Source organism: Bacillus sp. AR8-1, from assembly GCF_008042345.1.
In the GTDB taxonomy this organism is placed as follows: Bacteria; Bacillota; Bacilli; order Bacillales; family Bacillaceae_G; genus Bacillus_A; species Bacillus_A cereus.
Window position 1 is genome coordinate 1 of sequence record NZ_QNUB01000037.1, and the last position, 17091, is coordinate 17091.

The following is a 17091-nucleotide window of genomic DNA, read 5'->3' on the forward strand; positions in this document are numbered from 1 at the left end:
TTCGGGGGTCACTTCATAATTAGATGGCTTTTGTATGTTACTCTATCGTTTCAACTTCACGTGGATTTTTCATCTCTTCCACATATACAACTCTAAATCCGTGATCTTCTAAATCTTTCAATAATGTCTCTAATTCACCGTCGTTAAACTCTTCTCCTAATGTAAACATAATTCTACGAACTAATAAGGCATCATTATCAAAAGTCATCAAACTTTGAATACCAGTGTATTTCTTTAAAACTGTCGATAACTTTTGGATTGCTCCATTATAGTCTTGCGTTCCAATCATGACAGAGTATTTACTAGAGTGAACACCCCATGCATCCTCTAATAACTCAAAAACTTTTTTATGCGTTAAAATTCCAAGGAAAACCCCTTTTTCGTCAACTACTGATAAATAAGGCAATTTTTTTATTGTAAAAAATACTTTAAAGAAAGAAGAATCTTCTCTCACAAATCCCTCTTTATCGTTTAATAATTGCATTACACTCTCGTCAAGTGATCCTTTATATTCTAAAATATCTACTTTATATATATTCCCTAAAAATTTCTCTTTTTTTTCATCTAAAACTGGTACACAACGATAACCCGTTTTATTTAAATGCTCTAACGCTTCCCCTATCGTAATCGAACTTGAGCACAGTAAAACTTCCCTTTTTGGCACGTAATTCCCTTTAATCCTCATAAAAAGCCTCCTTATGTTAAAATACTTTCTGTGCCATAACTATATTATATTTTCAGAAAAAAATAAATAATTTATTTTATTTTTCTGAAAATTATTCATTTTCTTGTCATAATTTATTCATGAATCCTTCACTTGCACTTTCTTCCGCATCCAAAACCCTCCCTCTGAATTCTGAATCACTTCATTGTATCATTGTACGGACCTAATTGTTTTTTAGAAAAGTAATAATTTGTCTCCTTACTTTTCATTAACATATTTCCTTTTATAATTAAAAAATAGGTAGCTATTAGAAAGTAGATCACCCCAAATAACCAATCCAAATTTGTAGCCAGATTGTGTAAAAGAATATACCTCATATATACATAACCAATTGGAACATGTAGTAATACAACCGCACCTAATCCCGGATTATATATTGTTTTAGCTTTTATATTCGCAAAAATACCATGCCATATGAATTGAAAAAATCCCATTAAAATAGGTGCCAACCCAAGCCATATTATATTTTGAAAAAAAACCGGGAGTAAATAAAAAACATACGCAATCAAAATATTTATTACCATAGCAGATTGCGTATTTAATGGATAGCGGTCTGGTATATCACTTTTAAATATAACTACATTAAACAGACCAGCAAAATAACCTGGCCAACGATACTCTTCAAATTGATGCACTAAAATGGCCACAAAACTTAACCCTAACAGTACTTTTATTTCACTCATTTCTCCCAAATTCGCGACTAAAGAAACAACGACAACAATAGCGACAACTAACCCTATATCACACCAATGCTTTCTAAAGAAACTAGCCACCTCTATCACCCACTATCTCAATTTTTATAAAAATAGCGTTCAAATAGGAAATCAATCTGTTTTTCTACAGATGGTACTTTTATATCTGCCCCTGATTCGAGAATTGGCATCATTAATGTGGGAAGAAAAATGGATCCAAATATTTGCACCGTCATCATCATTAAAATTTCCTGATCCGTTTCATTTGTTATCTCGCTCAAAATATTCTTCACTTTACTGAAACCTAGCCTCTTCAAAAAATCCCCATATTCGTATTGAGATGTAAATACCGTAGTTCCCATTGCAATAATCTTCCTAACTAACTCCGGATATTGCCGAATTACTAGTACATAATCCAATAAAAATATTTTTAATCTTTCTTTTGCTGGCACTGTAATATTATCTAAAATAGAAAAAGTGCCTTGAAAGCTAATTAATAAAACTCTAATCGCCTCACTAATTAACTTTTCTTTTGAACCAAAATGGTAATTTACTAGCGCTATATTTATATCTAACAATGTTGCAATTTTCCTTATCGTTACCTTTTCAAAACCTTCTTTTTTAATTAATTCCAATGTTGTATTTAAAATCTTTTTTTCGTTGATACGTTTTCATTCCCTCCCAATTTATCTCCCCCTCTAGAATGTATCAGTTAAACAACGATTTAAACATCGTTTAATTTTATGGTATCACTTTCCAATTTTAAAAATCTATTTAATACTTTCGACATTTCCCTACATTCTCTTCATTCCACACAAAAAATAGATTTCTAAATACAATTTAAAATTATCCATATGCCCATACATGAAGAAAAATATATTGTAACTTGCTCCAAAAACGGCTAAAATAAGAATAAGAATTTTCTGAACATTCCAAGAGTAGGTGGTTTATATGTCCTTATTACGCTCACATATATGTAAATTTATAATTGGTGTTATTGTTATTTTTGCCATAAGTCCTATTCCAGCTCTTTTTATTACACACAATTACTCTTATCAAAATGGATTTATTAGCATTTTTCAAAACTTCGCACAGCTTTCTTCTATATCAATTCCAAAGGTTGATTGGATGCATGAATCTATCTTTTTCTCAGCAAATCAAATGATACATACTTCTAATCATTCAACACCATTATTCCCTTACATATGGGAAATATATTTTATATCGATTGTTCGTTTTACTTTTACCCTTGCGATCGGATTTTTCATAAGTTTGGGTATCGGCCATTTATTTTTCAAAGTACCTAACTCGTTTAAAAAGTTTACTACTGTATTGAATTGGATACCTTACTCTTTTTGCACTGTAGTATTACAATGTTCAGTCTTATTACTACTTCTATACGTCGCACAATTTATAAACCTTCCTTACTACTCATCTTTTATCATCGTATGTAGTACTTCCATGATTATCGTTATGCAAGCAGTAAAAAAATGGATTCCTTTCTTGAAAAACACAAATGAATATGAAATAAAACATGATTCTTTTCTTGTGGATACATTGTTTTTGGCGCTTACTTCGAACCATAAATCAATTTTAGGTTCCATCATTCTTTCATTCGTTTTTATGGAATGCGTTTTTCATGCAAGTGGACTGTTACAATTTATCGTTCAATTTGGCGGAAATTCACCCATAATTGTTACAATCGGCTTATTACTACTCTATATCCCATATAGCATACTTTCTTTCCTTCAAACACTATGGACCACAAACTACTCCAAGCAACAGTCATACACTTTAACGAGAAGCGTTCCGAAACCTTAATTGAAATAACCCTCTATAATCTAAAAGTAGGGGGTTATTCCTTTTGTATAGCGGACAAAATAACAGCAAATTCAAAAACTATTACAGAAACATACCAATATTTGCCCTTTTCCTTTGACTATTCTTTTCATTTAGATTTATTATAAAAGTATAACATAATTGCAGGAGGTGACATCTTTATTCCAAACCTTGGAATGGAGAACACACTTGGACATATTAAATATTTTTCTCATCTTTGTACTTATTCTTATTTCTGGCTTTTTCGTTGCATCAGAATTCGCTGTTGTAAAAGTACGAAAAAGTCGAATTGACCAACTTGCAAATGAAGGTAATAAACAAGCTTTAGCTGCAAGAAGCGTCCTATCTAATTTAGATGTTTATTTATCAGCTTGTCAGCTCGGAATTACAATCACTTCTTTAGGGCTTGGTTGGCTTGGTGAACCGACTGTGGAACATATACTACGACCGCTCTTTGAAAAAATTAATATTACTGGAACAATGGCTAACACTTTATCTTTTGTTATTGCTTTTAGTGTTATTACATTTTTCCACGTTGTATTAGGTGAGTTAGTTCCAAAGTCTTTTGCAATTCAAAAAGCAGAAGCAATCACACTCAAATTTGCAAGACCTCTTATTTTATTTGATAAAATTATGTATCCATTTATTTGGTTACTCAATAGTGCAGCTATATTTTTCACAAAACTACTCGGATTAGAACCTGCCAAAGAAAATGAACTTGCTCATTCTGAAGAGGAATTGCGACTCATTTTAGGTGAAAGTTTTAAAAGCGGTGAAATAAACCAAACCGAATATAAATATGTAAATAACATTTTTGAATTTGATGATCGAGTTGCGAAAGAAATAATGGTTCCTCGTACCGAAATGATTTGCTTATCTACTGAAAATACGTTAGAAGAAAATATGGATATCGTCGCAACTGAAAAATATACACGCTATCCAATCATTGAAAAAGATAAAGATGATATCATCGGGATGATTAATACTAAAGAAGTATTCCATGATCAAACGAAAGGTATTTATAAACCACTTGAATCTTATATACATCCTGTTTTAACAGTATTTGAAACAGTTCCAATTCGTAAAACGTTAGTCCATCTTCAAAAAAATCGCGTTCAGATGGCAATCGTTATGGATGAATATGGTGGCACTGCCGGACTTTTAACGATGGAAGATATTCTTGAAGAAATCATTGGAGAAATTCAAGATGAATTCGATGCGGATGAATCACCTATGATTGAAAAGCGTACACCTAAGCTTACTGTTTTAGATGGAAAGGTGCTCATTTCTGAAGTAAATGATATGTTTGGCCTACATATTGATGATAGTGATTTAGATACAATTGGAGGATGGCTTCTCTCTCAAGCAGTTGACTTAAATATTGAAGCTGGTTATTCCATTGAATATGCTGGTTTTCAATTTAAAGTATTAGAACTTGATGGACATCAAGTCAAAAAAGTTGCTGTACATAAACTAGATATTAAAAAGGAGCTATAAAGTGACTGTTTTATTAACAATTTGTATCATTGCCTGTTTCCTTGTTTCATTTCTCGCCTTTATTTATCCCATTATCCCTGGCATACTTGCTGTCTGGGCTGGATATTTAATTTACCATTTCAGTATAAATGGAGTAGAATTAACAACTTCTTTTTGGATTATTCAAGTCATTTTCACTCTTTTCATTTTCGTTGCTGATTTTATTGCAAATGGATATTTCTTAAAAAAATACGGTAGTTCTAAATGGGGCGAACGTGTCGGAATGATTTCTATCATTGTCGGATCGTTCTTCTTCCCACCATTCGGACTTATTATCATACCGTTTTTATCAGTATTTATAACAGAACTAGTGCATAAAAAAGCGCCAAAAGATGCCTTTCTAGTTGGAGTCGCTACTGTAGTTGGTTTTTTAAGCAGTACAGTAGCGAAAGCAATTCTCCAAATCATTATGATTGTCATCTTCTTGTGTTATATCATATTTTAACCATCCCGACTTCGGGATGGTTTTTTAATATGCAATACCTACTCGACTATTTTCATATATGTTTTTCTTACATAGATCCCATGCAAAGTGTGCTGTATCACCCACTGTAATTTTCGATCCACCTTCTGGCAATATATCTTTTTCAGTTCGATATACCTCTGTCGCCTCACCGTCTATTAAATGTGTCGGACAAACAACTGTCCAACATAAATTATTACTATTACTTAGTACCTTATATGCAGCCAAATGATCTTCTGCTGCTGTTGTCGTTTTCCTTTTTGATTCCGTTGATTGAAAACGATATAAATTTAGATCCGTTCTTGCTTGTAAAATACCAGCCGTTCCTATTGTTATGATTTTATGAACCCCTTCTTCTTCCATTTGCTTAATAATTTGTGGCATACTCTTCGCTAATGTTCCATTTTGATCCGTTCCAAGTGCACTAATTACTATATCGCTTCCTTCTATCGCTTTTTTTATATCATTTTCGTTCAATACATTACCTTCTATCACTCGTAACCTTTCATGTTGTATTTCTATTCTATTTAAATCACGCGCTAATGCAGTCACTTCAGCTGAATCCTTTAATGCTAAATTAATTATGTTTGAACCTACTCGTCCTGTTGCTCCCAATATACATACTTTCATTTGTTTTCCCCCTCTTTCATTCTCTTTCTATTTTTCAATAATATCAATCAATTTACAACAAAAAAGCTTCCTCATATATGAGAGGAAGCTTTATTATTACTTTATTTCTTCTCTTTAGAATCAGTAGACTTCTCGGTTCCGCTTGTTTCTTTATCCTTTTTATCCTCTTGTTGTGTTGTTGTGTCGTCTTCTTTCTTCTTGTCCTCACCTTTACTACAACCTACCATTAATAAAGAACTTGCAAGTGCCATAGCAGTTAATGATTTAACCCATTTGTTCATTTGCGTTTCCTCCCTGTGATAGAATATGTACAACCTCATATTACTCTCTATTTTTAAAGGAGAGATTGAAAAACAGTAAATATAAGGTAAATTTTTGTAAATTTTCTGATAACAAAAACTAATTTAAATTTACATATTTCATTTCCAATCGATACACAATAAAACTAATTTTTTTCTCTAAATGGACATAAAAAAACTAAGGCGCATACCATTCCGCCTTAGTTTCTCATGCAAACTTTTCATTTTCATATAGATGTGTAATCTTATATTCCTTCTTCATAACATATTGCCACACACTATAAGCGTAACGGTTCATTTTCAGGAAACAATTTTCCAAAAATGAGCGGAACTCCGGATTAGCAACTTCCACTGCAACTTGAGCAAACTTTAGAGCTAATCGTTTTAAGTGCGCAATATAACATGTTGCAATATGAATATCCCCTGTATATTTACTAACTGTTTCCTTTTCCATTTCATGCAAACCAAACTCCGTTGTTTCACAGGTTATATGCTGCACATTCTCTCCTTCTTGAAAATTTACTTGTTCATTATATGCTTGTAACATATATGGTAAATGGTGCTGTAATAGATTTTTTAATTCTTCGTCTCTGACCTTTCCAGCATACTCTCCAACCTTGTATATTAGCATATAACTATATCTCATTAACTCTTTCATACAATCCATGAAAGTGCCTCCCTTCTCTAGGGTCTATATGTTATAAATATGATGCTAAAACATTTGCTATTCTTGCTAAAAACCAATCCCATCTACTAATTTTCTCAAAATCTTCTTCAGAAAATCGTTTTGATTTATGAAAGTCTACCTTTAATCGACTCCATACTTCATCAACAACTGTTTTATCATATATGATACAGTTAGACTCACAATTTAAATAAAAACTTCTATTATCAAAATTCGCTGTCCCAATATCAACAATTTCTCCATCAATGATTGTTACTTTCCCATGAAAAAATCCATTTCGATATTGATAAATCTCCGCTCCAGCATGTAACATATCTTTCAAATATGGATAGGCAGCTTGTTTTAACAATATGGCATCACTTTTAAATGGCACGAGAATTTTCACATTAACACCACGATTTAATGCAGCTTTTAACTCTTTCACCATTTCTTTACTTGGTACAAAATATGGTGTAGCGATAATTAAAGACTTTTTAGCCTTTTTTAAAAGTGCCCCATACTTTTCCCATAAGCCTTTTCCATTTGAAAATAGATATTGATATTGTACATTCCCTAATGTCGGTATACTTTCATGTATAGGCATTTTTTCTCCTGTATCTTCTTTCCAATCTTCGGCGAACTTTCTTTCCATATCCGCTGCACCCTCACCATGGATGCGCACGTGATAATCACGCCATGGCCCGAACTTCGGATCTTGTCCAAGGTACTCCTTTCCGATATTAAAACCACCGACGTATGATACCTTTCCATCTATCGTAACAATACGTCTATGATTTCGTTGATGCAAAGAATAGAAAACATTTTTCAGTTTCGGTTTTTTACTAAATGTAAACTTCACACCGTTTTCCTTTAATCGGCTAATTACCTTTTTCTTCAGCTTATATCCACCTATTCGATCGACTGACAATTTCACTTCTACTCCACTAGATGCTTTTTTCTCTAATAACTGTAAAAACTCTTCGCTTATTTCATCTTTTCCTACAATATAAAAATGGATATATATATACTTTTCTGCTTCGTTTATATCCTCAAATAATTTTCTATATAACTCTTCACCGTTCGTATATAGTTGAAATTCACCTAATCGAACTTGTCCTAATTCATATTCACTAGCCATTTCCTTCCCCATTTCCACATCGATGTTCATCCAAATGAATACACCTATTAAACAAAGGATTATAGCGAAAAAGTGCTTCATGGATAAATTCCTTTCTCCACTTACTGTTATTTCTATATCTTCCCTTTTTTATTACATTATCATTCAAGAAAATATGTCATTGCATGATATATGTCCATATCAAACAATAGCTCATTTGCATATTGTATGTTGTATCTTAAAATAAAAGGAGGAAATAACAATGGGCTTCGCACATGGTAATGGATTTGCGCTATTAGTCGTATTATTTATCCTCTTAATCATCGTCGGTGCTGCTTGCTTCTGCTAAGTAGCTACTGTCATATGATATGTGGATGAAAAAACTATAAAAGCGGACACCTATTTTTAGGTGTCCGCTTTTCATTTTAAAACCATTTCCGCCTGCTATTGTAACTTAAATGGCTAAACATTTATCTCAAAAGGTTAACAATGTGGCTACTTTCTTACTCTCTGCCTTACGTATATGACGCTGCTCTGCACGTAACACTGCAATACGATGTAATTCTTTCTCTTCTTCTGTTTCAGGGATAACACGCGGTACTGGAACTGGATTATTTTCCTTACTAAGTGCAACAAAAGTAACGAATGACGTTGCCGCTATACGCTTCTCACCTGAAATTAAATCTTCAGCCACTACCTTCACAAACACTTCCATCGAAGTTCTTCCCGTCCAAATTACGAAAGATTCATAACTAACACAATCTGAAGAACGAACAGGATGTAAGAAATCAACCCAGTCCATAGATGCTGTGACACATTCCTTTCTCGAATGTCTGGATGCTGAAATAGAAGCAACCATATCCATCTCCGCTAATATCTTCCCACCAAATAGCGTGTTATGATCATTTAAATCTGTTGGGAATACCCGGCTCGTTTTGAACACCCTTGACTCATTGGCTGTTTTCCCCTTTACTTCTGTCATTGTTATCACCCCTTTAATGATCTATCCCTAATATTTCAATAATCCCTATACTAAATGAACTACACGTTTAATATTAGCAACATTCAGAACTTTTAGTCCACAAAAAAGAACCGATTTTATCAATCGGCTCCTCTAAATACATATTGTTCTTTCGGCTGTTCAACTTTATTCCATTTTGTTACTTCTAATACAGGAATATTCGCATGAAACGGCTGATAAAACTCAGTAGTTATCTCTCCTTCTACTTGAATCCAGTCATCATTATTCCACTCTACGCCTTCTGGTTTTTTCACTAACATACCATATACACCAGAATCCGCTACACAGTGTATAATACCGAAACGGAATAAGAAATATTGTTCTTTTTTAGAAGAATCATCTCTAAAAACAAACCCTTTAAAAGATAATTTTTTCCCAGTAAACTCGCCAGGATAATTATAAATTGTTTCCATACCCTTTAGGAAGTCTTCATCTTTCAAATTAATATTGTCTTTCGTAACAAACTCTTTCTTCCCTTTTTCCATTACACCTCGGTATCCTTCTTTCCCGTAATAAATACTCGTATCAGGTCTTAGAAATTGTCTTGTCATAAATGGATCCTTACTTTCTGCTTGTGCAACAGGAAAATGAAATCCTTTCGCTTTAACAATATCTGAATCTAACGTTGCAATCGGGAAAAATAAGCCTGAGATAATTGGAAAACAAAACAAGGAGTACGAAAATGCTTTTTTCCACCATGTATTCTCATCTTTTGAATGATCATGTCCGCAATGGCTATGGTCACAACTGCAATCATTTTTCTCTTTTTCCTTTTGGTGCTCTTTTTGGAAAACGACGATAATTTGTACAATCGTTAAGAAACCTAAAATAATTGCTGCTGTTGTTGATAAATAGGCATACTTCATATTGATATACTTCGTAATGTTACCGGAAATATGAAGCTGCGCAATTAATATTGTAAAACCTAATAATATATATGCTCGAAACATAACCTACCACCCCATCGCATAAATGAGTAGTGAGCTTGCATAAACAACAAGAGTAACTGTAACAATAACAACAATTACAAATTTAGTTTTAAATGTCGCAAGCATCATAAACATATTTTTAATATCCACCATCGGTCCGTAAACGAGGAACGCGACAAGTGAAGCTGTTGAAAACGTACTTTGGAACGAAGAAGCGATAAATGCATCTGCCTCTGAACAAAGTGATAATATATAAGCAAGTCCCATCATAACAGCTGATGAAGAAAACGGACCTTGTCCAATAGCAAGAAGTGTTGAAGTTTGTACAAACGTTTGTACCGCTGCTGCAATTAACGCACCTAGTACTAAATATTTTCCCATTGAGAAGAATTCCTCAACAGCGTGTGTACATACATCCCACATTTTTTTACGCAGTAGACGCTTATTATTCACTTCTGGGAAGTGATCATCTCTTAATTGATGTTCTTTAAACATAAAGGATAATATAATTCCAACGATAATGGCTACGATAATCGCTACAATAGAACGATACCATACCATGTGCATACTACTCCCAAAGGCAACGTATGTTGCAAATAAAACAACTGGATTAATAATTGGACCAGTTAACATAAATGCAATCCCTGCATATGGTGGAACGCCTTTTCCGATTAATCGTCTTACAATCGGAACAATTCCACATTCACAACCTGGAAACAACATGCCTAAAAAAGTAGCTAATAAAACAGACAGAAATCGGTTCTTCGGCATCCATTTAGCCACCATATCTTCTGTCACGAACATTTGAATGAATCCTGAAATAAATACACCAATTAGCACAAACGGAAGTGCTTCGATCAATATGGAGATAAAAATTGTATTCATTTGCAGGAATGCTTTCGGTAATTGAAACAATTCCATGATGTATTTCCTCCAACTTTTCATTAACAATATGTAATTTTAACCCCATTTCATTAATTGGACAAGGTTTATATGGCATACATACCCTTTATATACATTACATTGTACAAGTTATATTCTATTCAAAATTTGAGATTTCATAGCAAAAAAGCTGCTCTAGCGTAGTTATATAACTATGCTAGAGCAGCTTTCTTATCGTTAAAAGTAACGTTTCTTCCAAAAAACAAAAGCTAACGTGAAAGATAGTGTTACACATATGATGAGTACAATTACAAAACCGTGGGCTTCCCCTTCAAACGGAACCTTTACGTTCATTCCAAAGAAACTAGAAACCATCGTCGGTAAAGATAAAATGATCGTAATTGACGTTAACAGTTTCATAACACTATTTAAATTATTTGATATAACGGAGCTAAAAGTATTCATCATTCCACTTAAAATGTGACTATATATTTCCGCCATTTCAATAGCCTGTTTATTTTCAATTAATACATCTTCTAATAAATCTTGATCGTCTTCATACATTTTTAAAAATGTACTATTACGCATTAACTTTTGAATTACAATTTTATTAGCCTTTAATGACGTTGTAAAGTATACTAAACTTTTCTCAAGGCCTAATAATGTGAAAATCTCTTTATTTTTCATTGACTGATTTAATTGATGCTCTAAATCAATTGTTTTTCGATTTATTTGCTTTAAGTATCTTAAATAATAAGTAGAAATCGTATATAAGAGCTGAAGTGCAAAGCGCGTCTTTTTAAACGTATAAAATTCTTTAATACGTTGATTAATAAAACGTTCAAAAATTGGATTCTCTTCTAAGCAGATTGTAACAAAACAATCCGGCATCACAATCATACCTATTGGAATCGTGTCATAAATCGAATTTCCTTCTTCGTCATGTCTAACTGTCGGAATATCCACGATAATTAAAGTATTATTGTCTTCCTTTTCAATACGAGAGCGTTCTTCATCATCCAAAGGGTCTTTAATGAAATCTAAGTCTACATTTAAAGTTTGTACTAGATATTGAATTTCTTCTTCTGTTGGATGAAGTACATTAATCCAGCACCCCTTTTGCATTTCCTCAATCTCTTGTAGTTTTCCGTTTCGGTCTGTTAAATATATATTTAACATACTATCACCCCGATTCTTTTTACATGTAGGAATCTACCTCTCTTAAATCACAGTTTTTAAACCGCCATTCTCAGCATATGAAACATACGTTTAAATTTCAATAGAAAAATTATTTTGAAAACGTTTTTATAGGAAAAATATTATAAAGTGAAACTTTAATCAGTGGGTGGCTTCATCCCCCACTGATTATTAGCCCTCACAAATCGGGCTTTTACAGGCTACCCGCCCCCAACCAAACTTCTTTTCTTTCGCTGAATTTTGAGGTGAGGGTCTCACTGCCCGTTAAAGCGGGATAAACATAGAAAAAGACAGAGTGCTCTCTGCCTTAAAAGCTTATGTTGCCTTTATAACATATTTAGAAAGCATCCACAAGTTAAAACCGACTGAAATCGTATAGCCAGCGTATGTTGAAATGATAAAACTTACATAATCGAAATACGGAAGCAATACAATATTTAAAACTATCTTCACAATAATTCCAATCACTAGTCCTAGCACCGTCTTCTGCTGTTGATTGATTCCTTGTAGCATAGCAGCCGTTACTGTAAAAAGAGAAAATAATATGCAAGCAGGAGCATAATACTGTAAAATGATTCTCCCCATCTCTGGATCATTTCCAGCACCGAATAAAAGAGTATATACAGGCTTGGCTAACACCATCATTCCAATTGCCGCCGGTACCGTAATCGCTACTACTAATACATTTGTTCTCGTAAAATGTTTGTACAATAGCTTCGTATTTCCTGCTGTGTAAGCTTTCGTCATCTCTGGTACGAGAGACATACTAAAAGCTGTCGCAACGGATACCGGGATAAGCACAACCATTTGAACAAGACCAATTATCGCATTAATTTTTTCCGCTTCTCCTTGCATATACCCTATTTGTATAAGTAGTTTATTAATTGTAAATGTATCAATCGTCTGATACAACGGAATTGCTAAGCCCACCACAACAAAAGGAATAGAATATGTAAAGAGCTCCTTATAAAGCGAGAAAAAAGATTTCGTTGTTTGTGGTATACTTGCCATTTCTTTTTTCTTTAAGTGCCTTCTCCTTCTCATATAATACGCACTTAAAACAGTTAATCCACCTACCGCTCCCATAAAGGCACCAAATGTTGAAATACCAACTGCTAGCGAGACAGATGCTTTTAAAATATATAAAACGACAAAGCTTCCTATTAAAATGGTTAAAACCCGAAAAAATTGCTCTACAACGACACTTAATGCAGAAGGCCCCATCGATTGGAATCCTTGAAAGAAGCCCCTTAATAAACTCATTACTGGCACAAGTATTAACGCAAAACTTACAATTCGAATATTAGTAGTAACCGCTCCTACACTATTCCCCGTTTGATCATTCCCATCGATGACAAGCTTAGCTAAATGCGGAGCTAGCATATATAACGTAAAACACGAAATGACTCCCATTATAAACATAAACACGATTCCACTTTTCAACACTCTCTTAACCGTATGATAATCATTCAGTTGATCATATTTTGATACCATTTTTGAAACTGCAAGTGGTAATCCCATTGTCGCAATGCTGAGCATAATGGTATAGGGACGATATGCATACGTGTATAAAACATACCCACTCGTACCGACCATTGCTGTAAATGGTATAACATATATAAATCCTAACATTTTTGATATCATCGTTGCCATCGTTAAAAATATAGTTCCACGTATAAACGGTGACCCTTTCATCACATTCCTCCGCTACGCTTTATTATTACACATTATGGACAACTCCTTTTTTTTAGAACCGGAAACAAATAAAAAAGCCAATGAAAAATCATTGACTTTAACGCGCAGCTTTTTTCTTTTTGAAATACTTTAAACCAAAGTATAGAGCAATAAAAAGAACAGCTCCTATAATTATGTAATGTGTGTAATCAGATGCATACTCTTTAATTTGTCGCCAATTCCCACCAAGTTTTTCACCTAAGTATATAAATAGAATTGACCACGGAATGATCGCTACAACCGTATAAAGTGTAAATAGTTTTAATGGCATCTTAGCTAGTCCTGCTGGAATAGAGATCGCATGACGTACTACTGGTATAAAGCGCGCAGAAAATATTACGCCTGCTCCATAACGTTTAAACCAACCTTCTGCTATGTCTAAATGATGTTTATTAATAAGTAGATATTTCCCGTATTTCTCTACAACCGGACGCCCTCCGTAGTATCCAAGCCAGTATAAAAAGATTTGTGCTAAAGTACCACCAATCGTTCCGGCGATAACTGCACCAACAAAACTAATTTTACCATTCGCTACTAAAAAGCCAGCATACGAAAGTACAATTTCACTTGGGATTACTTCAATCATTAAAGCAAGAGCTACTCCAAAGTAACCTAAGCTTGCAAAAAATTGCAATAACTGATCTATTATGTTTGCTAACATGTTCTTTTTTATCTCCTTTTTTCTTCACATACCATCCCATTATTACATAAAGGCTGCAATCTGCCAATATCTTCATTTTAACAATATGTACAATTCAAGCAGGATTAATCTATTAATTTCTCTTTCTGCGGGTCTTTCATGTAGGCAAACATCTCTTTAATTTGGTCTTCTGTATTTCTAGCAATTGATAAATTAGGCAATTCATTTTCACCAAAAAACTCCACCTCTTCTGTTTCAATACTAGTTTTCTTTTCTCCACCAATAATCTCGCATCCAATGAAAATCTTATATACATGCGTCGCCGATGGAGATGGTTGATGTTTTTCTTTATCAAATATAGCTAGTAACTTAAAATGATCTACCTCATAACCAGTCTCTTCGAAAACTTCTTTTGCTGCAACTTCGGTTGGCGTATAACCGACATCAGCCCATCCACCTGGCAATGCCCATTTCCCATCGCTTTTTTCTTTCACAAATAATAACTTTTCATTTTGAAAAACAACCGCTCTTATATCAACTTTAGGTGTTTGATAGCCTGTCTCACTTGCAAATAATTTCTCTACGACTTCCCAATCTGTTTTCGTGTAATGTGACATCATTGAAATAGAAATATCTCGTAATTGCTGGAAACGCTCAATATCATACACATCCTTAGAATACGTTAAACCCGCTTGAGCTATAGATTGTATTTGTTTTACCCAATCAATCCATTTAATCGTCATATATCCGCATCCCCATTCTCTATCAAATATATTACTTCATTTTTATTGATACATCTTTATTATACAAAAAAAAGAGATTGATAACGTTTCAATCTCTTTCAAAATTAATCCAATTCATGTAAGTGGTCTTGTATATACTTTCTTCTCTTATTTATATATTCATAAATCATATCAGCCTCTTGATCAAATGTTTCTAATTTTTCTTTCATGTATGGATCTTGTAGTAAATATGGACGAATCAATTCACACAACCCTTCTACTTTCGGCCTCATAAACGAAACTGTAAATTGATCTTCTAATATTTCTTCTAAAATACTTCGATACTGCTTTCTAAATACAGGTATGTCTAGCAATCTTGCACTTAACGTATTATACCCTTGAATGCGAATATATTCATGATTGAGTGGTCTTCCTTGTACATCTCGCCCCCAAGTCGCATCATAATCCCACGGTATAACTTCAAATAAATTTGTTTCATCGTTATGATATAGTGCGTAGTTATGAACGAAACCATCAAAGTTTTGTGTAAAAATAACTCCTGCTAACCATCTTAAATATTTATCGACATGTAGAAACTTCCCAATCTCTTTTTCATAGGCTTCCCTCGTCAAAGTATTCGCTTGAAATACAAATTCACTCAGTTGTTCTTCACTATTTTTATTCGAATATTTAAATTCATAACCCGCAAAGAGCTCTGTCTTAACATCTTTATCTCGTTCACTCATTAATGAAAAATTCGCATCATCATCTATCGCATAATAAATAGAACCACTCGGTAATCCTCTATTTTTCAAAAAATTTTCATCAACCGATTCTAACTGTAAATACACACCTTGAATTTGACCATTAATTTTTATAAATACATGTTGTGATTTTGGCGAAAGTACACCAATATCATGAAAAAAATCTAAAGATAATTTATTTCGTATGAGAGACGGATCCATAAACTCCGAATTTAAATGAAACTCTTTCGCACCTTGAAATTTTTTAGGCTTATAAAACATAACATGATAAGACTTTTTCTCAAATTCGCGAATATGAGCCCCACGGTATACGATATCAATGTCATACTTCTTTTTTCCATAAGTTAATTTTGCTGGCACTGGACTATCTGACCAAATGTCCTTTTTCAATTCCACTAAGTACATTGGATGAACAAAAAAATCATATGAAGGCAGCATGTTTTCTCATCCCTTCTCAGTTCTCTTCATTCAATGTATGCGCCTTGTCTTGTCCATACATCCGCAATCATCTATTTATATAAAATTACACTCTTGTCCTGTTCAGAAAGATGCCTACATACATATCATGTTAAGGAAAAAGAATACCTTTTCACTTTAATACATGATAAGGAGGATTTCTATGAAACGTGATATTAGAAAAGCTGTCGAAGAAATCAAAAGTGCTGGGATGGAGGATTTCTTACACCAAGATCCAAGTACTTTTGAATGCGATGATGATAAGTTCACTCATCATAATTGTACAACTGGATGTAAATGTACAACTGGGGGTAAATGTCCAAGAACAAGATGTACTCGCGTGAAACATTGTACTTTCGTTACAAAATGTACACATGTAAAAAAATGGACATTTGTTACGAAATGTACTCGTGTACGTGTTCAAAAATGGACGTTCGTTACGAAAGTAACGCGTAGAAAAGAATGCGTTTTAGTTACAAAACGGACTCGCAGAAAACATTGTACATTCATTACAAAATGCATACGCTTTGAAAAGAAATTTTTCTGGACAAAACGAAGTTTCTGTAAAAAATGCGAATTCTTCCCTAACAGACACGGTCACTCTTGCGATGATTCATGTGATCATGGTAAAGACTGTCACGATAGCGGACACAAATGGAATGATTGCAAAGGCGGACATAAATTCCCATCTTGCAAAAATAAGAAATTCGATCACTTCTGGTATAAAAAACGTAACTGCTAGTTTTTATACCACCCAAAAAAGGCCGTTTTGCGGCCTTTTT

At 33.6% G+C, this 17091-nt stretch carries 19 protein-coding genes and 1 pseudogene; 5 read left to right on the top strand and 15 right to left on the bottom strand.

Annotated features, from left to right (window positions below):
- Positions 1–37: 37 nt before the first annotated feature.
- The 3 genes and pseudogenes from cbpA to DN400_RS22310 form a co-directional block, all read right to left on the bottom strand.
- Positions 38–685: a cyclic di-AMP binding protein CbpA gene (gene cbpA, locus DN400_RS22300; protein WP_001220528.1), complete on the bottom strand. Its 648-nt coding sequence runs from the start codon at positions 683–685 to the stop codon at positions 38–40.
- A 176-nt stretch (positions 686–861) separates the two neighbouring features.
- Positions 862–1506 (bottom strand): HXXEE domain-containing protein, encoded by a 645-nt coding sequence (locus tag DN400_RS22305; RefSeq protein WP_097912466.1) that lies wholly within the window; start codon positions 1504–1506, stop codon positions 862–864.
- Between the two features lie 8 nt (positions 1507–1514).
- Positions 1515–2101, bottom strand: a pseudogene (locus DN400_RS22310) (TetR/AcrR family transcriptional regulator).
- Positions 2102–2367: 266 nt separating this feature from the next.
- Here DN400_RS22310 and DN400_RS22315 point away from each other — a divergent pair.
- From DN400_RS22315 to DN400_RS22325, 3 genes are all read left to right on the top strand, one after another.
- Positions 2368–3237, top strand: a complete 870-nt coding sequence (locus tag DN400_RS22315) for a hypothetical protein (protein WP_000055272.1) — start codon at positions 2368–2370, stop codon at positions 3235–3237.
- 207 nt (positions 3238–3444) lie between these two features.
- Positions 3445–4752 carry a hemolysin family protein gene (locus DN400_RS22320; protein WP_000353735.1) on the top strand — a complete coding sequence of 436 codons (1308 nt, stop codon included), beginning with the start codon at positions 3445–3447 and terminating at the stop codon, positions 4750–4752.
- A gap of 1 nt (position 4753) precedes the next feature.
- Positions 4754–5236: a DUF456 domain-containing protein gene (locus DN400_RS22325; RefSeq protein ID WP_147801944.1), complete on the top strand. Its 483-nt coding sequence runs from the start codon at positions 4754–4756 to the stop codon at positions 5234–5236.
- Positions 5237–5260: 24 nt separating this feature from the next.
- On the opposite strand, the gene DN400_RS22330 is transcribed toward DN400_RS22325, so the two are convergent.
- The 4 genes from DN400_RS22330 to cls all read right to left on the bottom strand — a co-directional run bounded on the left by DN400_RS22330 (position 5261) and on the right by cls (position 8066).
- Positions 5261–5884 (bottom strand): NAD(P)-dependent oxidoreductase, encoded by a 624-nt coding sequence (locus tag DN400_RS22330; RefSeq protein ID WP_000861649.1) that lies wholly within the window; start codon positions 5882–5884, stop codon positions 5261–5263.
- Positions 5885–5985: 101 nt separating this feature from the next.
- Complete coding sequence (locus DN400_RS22335) at positions 5986–6165, bottom strand: hypothetical protein (protein WP_001045960.1); 180 nt, start codon at positions 6163–6165, stop codon at positions 5986–5988.
- A gap of 226 nt (positions 6166–6391) precedes the next feature.
- Entirely contained in the window at positions 6392–6850 is a 459-nt protein-coding gene (locus DN400_RS22340) for a spore coat protein (RefSeq protein ID WP_000340543.1), read from the bottom strand.
- A 31-nt stretch (positions 6851–6881) separates the two neighbouring features.
- The gene (cls, locus tag DN400_RS22345; RefSeq protein WP_002093961.1) at positions 6882–8066 is read right to left on the bottom strand and encodes a cardiolipin synthase; all 1185 of its coding nucleotides are present in this window, start codon (positions 8064–8066) and stop codon (positions 6882–6884) included.
- A 160-nt stretch (positions 8067–8226) separates the two neighbouring features.
- Between cls and DN400_RS22350 the strand changes: the two genes are divergently transcribed.
- Positions 8227–8313: a YjcZ family sporulation protein gene (locus DN400_RS22350; protein ID WP_000505094.1), complete on the top strand. Its 87-nt coding sequence runs from the start codon at positions 8227–8229 to the stop codon at positions 8311–8313.
- A gap of 126 nt (positions 8314–8439) precedes the next feature.
- Here DN400_RS22350 and DN400_RS22355 read toward each other — a convergent pair whose 3' ends face one another.
- The 8 genes from DN400_RS22355 to cotH form a co-directional block, all read right to left on the bottom strand.
- Positions 8440–8946 (bottom strand): acyl-CoA thioesterase, encoded by a 507-nt coding sequence (locus DN400_RS22355; RefSeq protein ID WP_000141164.1) that lies wholly within the window; start codon positions 8944–8946, stop codon positions 8440–8442.
- Positions 8947–9065: 119 nt separating this feature from the next.
- Positions 9066–9935 carry a TIGR03943 family putative permease subunit gene (locus DN400_RS22360; RefSeq protein WP_000488059.1) on the bottom strand — a complete coding sequence of 290 codons (870 nt, stop codon included), beginning with the start codon at positions 9933–9935 and terminating at the stop codon, positions 9066–9068.
- Between the two features lie 3 nt (positions 9936–9938).
- Positions 9939–10835: a permease gene (locus DN400_RS22365; RefSeq protein WP_098616381.1), complete on the bottom strand. Its 897-nt coding sequence runs from the start codon at positions 10833–10835 to the stop codon at positions 9939–9941.
- A gap of 198 nt (positions 10836–11033) precedes the next feature.
- A complete protein-coding gene (locus DN400_RS22370; RefSeq protein WP_000932389.1) occupies positions 11034–11975 on the bottom strand; it encodes a magnesium transporter CorA family protein in 942 nt (313 codons plus the stop codon).
- 333 nt (positions 11976–12308) lie between these two features.
- Positions 12309–13688 (bottom strand): putative polysaccharide biosynthesis protein, encoded by a 1380-nt coding sequence (locus tag DN400_RS22375; protein WP_000678842.1) that lies wholly within the window; start codon positions 13686–13688, stop codon positions 12309–12311.
- Positions 13689–13785: 97 nt separating this feature from the next.
- A complete protein-coding gene (gene uptA, locus DN400_RS22380; RefSeq protein WP_000880691.1) occupies positions 13786–14388 on the bottom strand; it encodes an undecaprenyl phosphate transporter UptA in 603 nt (200 codons plus the stop codon).
- 104 nt (positions 14389–14492) lie between these two features.
- Entirely contained in the window at positions 14493–15110 is a 618-nt protein-coding gene (locus DN400_RS22385) for an NUDIX hydrolase N-terminal domain-containing protein (RefSeq protein WP_000153584.1), read from the bottom strand.
- 104 nt (positions 15111–15214) lie between these two features.
- Positions 15215–16291, bottom strand: coding sequence for a spore coat protein CotH (gene cotH, locus DN400_RS22390; RefSeq protein WP_000937999.1), 1077 nt, complete (start codon positions 16289–16291; stop codon positions 15215–15217).
- A 181-nt stretch (positions 16292–16472) separates the two neighbouring features.
- Between cotH and exsB the strand changes: the two genes are divergently transcribed.
- Positions 16473–17051, top strand: coding sequence for an exosporium protein ExsB (gene exsB / locus DN400_RS22395; RefSeq protein ID WP_000817500.1), 579 nt, complete (start codon positions 16473–16475; stop codon positions 17049–17051).
- Positions 17052–17091 lie beyond the last annotated feature (40 nt).

Bases quoted from the DNA above. Each gene is read 5' to 3' on its own strand.
- cbpA (WP_001220528.1), bottom strand. From the start codon at position 685: ATGAGGATTAAAGGGAATTACGTGCCAAAAAGGGAAGTTTTACTGTGC.
- DN400_RS22315 (WP_000055272.1), top strand. From the start codon at position 2,368: ATGTCCTTATTACGCTCACATATATGTAAATTTATAATTGGTGTTATT.
- DN400_RS22330 (WP_000861649.1), bottom strand. From the start codon at position 5,884: ATGAAAGTATGTATATTGGGAGCAACAGGACGAGTAGGTTCAAACATA.
- DN400_RS22335 (WP_001045960.1), bottom strand. From the start codon at position 6,165: ATGAACAAATGGGTTAAATCATTAACTGCTATGGCACTTGCAAGTTCT.
- DN400_RS22340 (WP_000340543.1), bottom strand. From the start codon at position 6,850: ATGGATTGTATGAAAGAGTTAATGAGATATAGTTATATGCTAATATAC.
- cls (WP_002093961.1), bottom strand. From the start codon at position 8,066: ATGAAGCACTTTTTCGCTATAATCCTTTGTTTAATAGGTGTATTCATT.
- DN400_RS22350 (WP_000505094.1), top strand. From the start codon at position 8,227: ATGGGCTTCGCACATGGTAATGGATTTGCGCTATTAGTCGTATTATTT.
- DN400_RS22355 (WP_000141164.1), bottom strand. From the start codon at position 8,946: ATGACAGAAGTAAAGGGGAAAACAGCCAATGAGTCAAGGGTGTTCAAA.
- DN400_RS22360 (WP_000488059.1), bottom strand. From the start codon at position 9,935: ATGTTTCGAGCATATATATTATTAGGTTTTACAATATTAATTGCGCAG.
- DN400_RS22365 (WP_098616381.1), bottom strand. From the start codon at position 10,835: ATGGAATTGTTTCAATTACCGAAAGCATTCCTGCAAATGAATACAATT.
- DN400_RS22370 (WP_000932389.1), bottom strand. From the start codon at position 11,975: ATGTTAAATATATATTTAACAGACCGAAACGGAAAACTACAAGAGATT.
- DN400_RS22375 (WP_000678842.1), bottom strand. From the start codon at position 13,688: ATGAAAGGGTCACCGTTTATACGTGGAACTATATTTTTAACGATGGCA.
- uptA (WP_000880691.1), bottom strand. From the start codon at position 14,388: ATGTTAGCAAACATAATAGATCAGTTATTGCAATTTTTTGCAAGCTTA.
- DN400_RS22385 (WP_000153584.1), bottom strand. From the start codon at position 15,110: ATGACGATTAAATGGATTGATTGGGTAAAACAAATACAATCTATAGCT.
- cotH (WP_000937999.1), bottom strand. From the start codon at position 16,291: ATGCTGCCTTCATATGATTTTTTTGTTCATCCAATGTACTTAGTGGAA.
- exsB (WP_000817500.1), top strand. From the start codon at position 16,473: ATGAAACGTGATATTAGAAAAGCTGTCGAAGAAATCAAAAGTGCTGGG.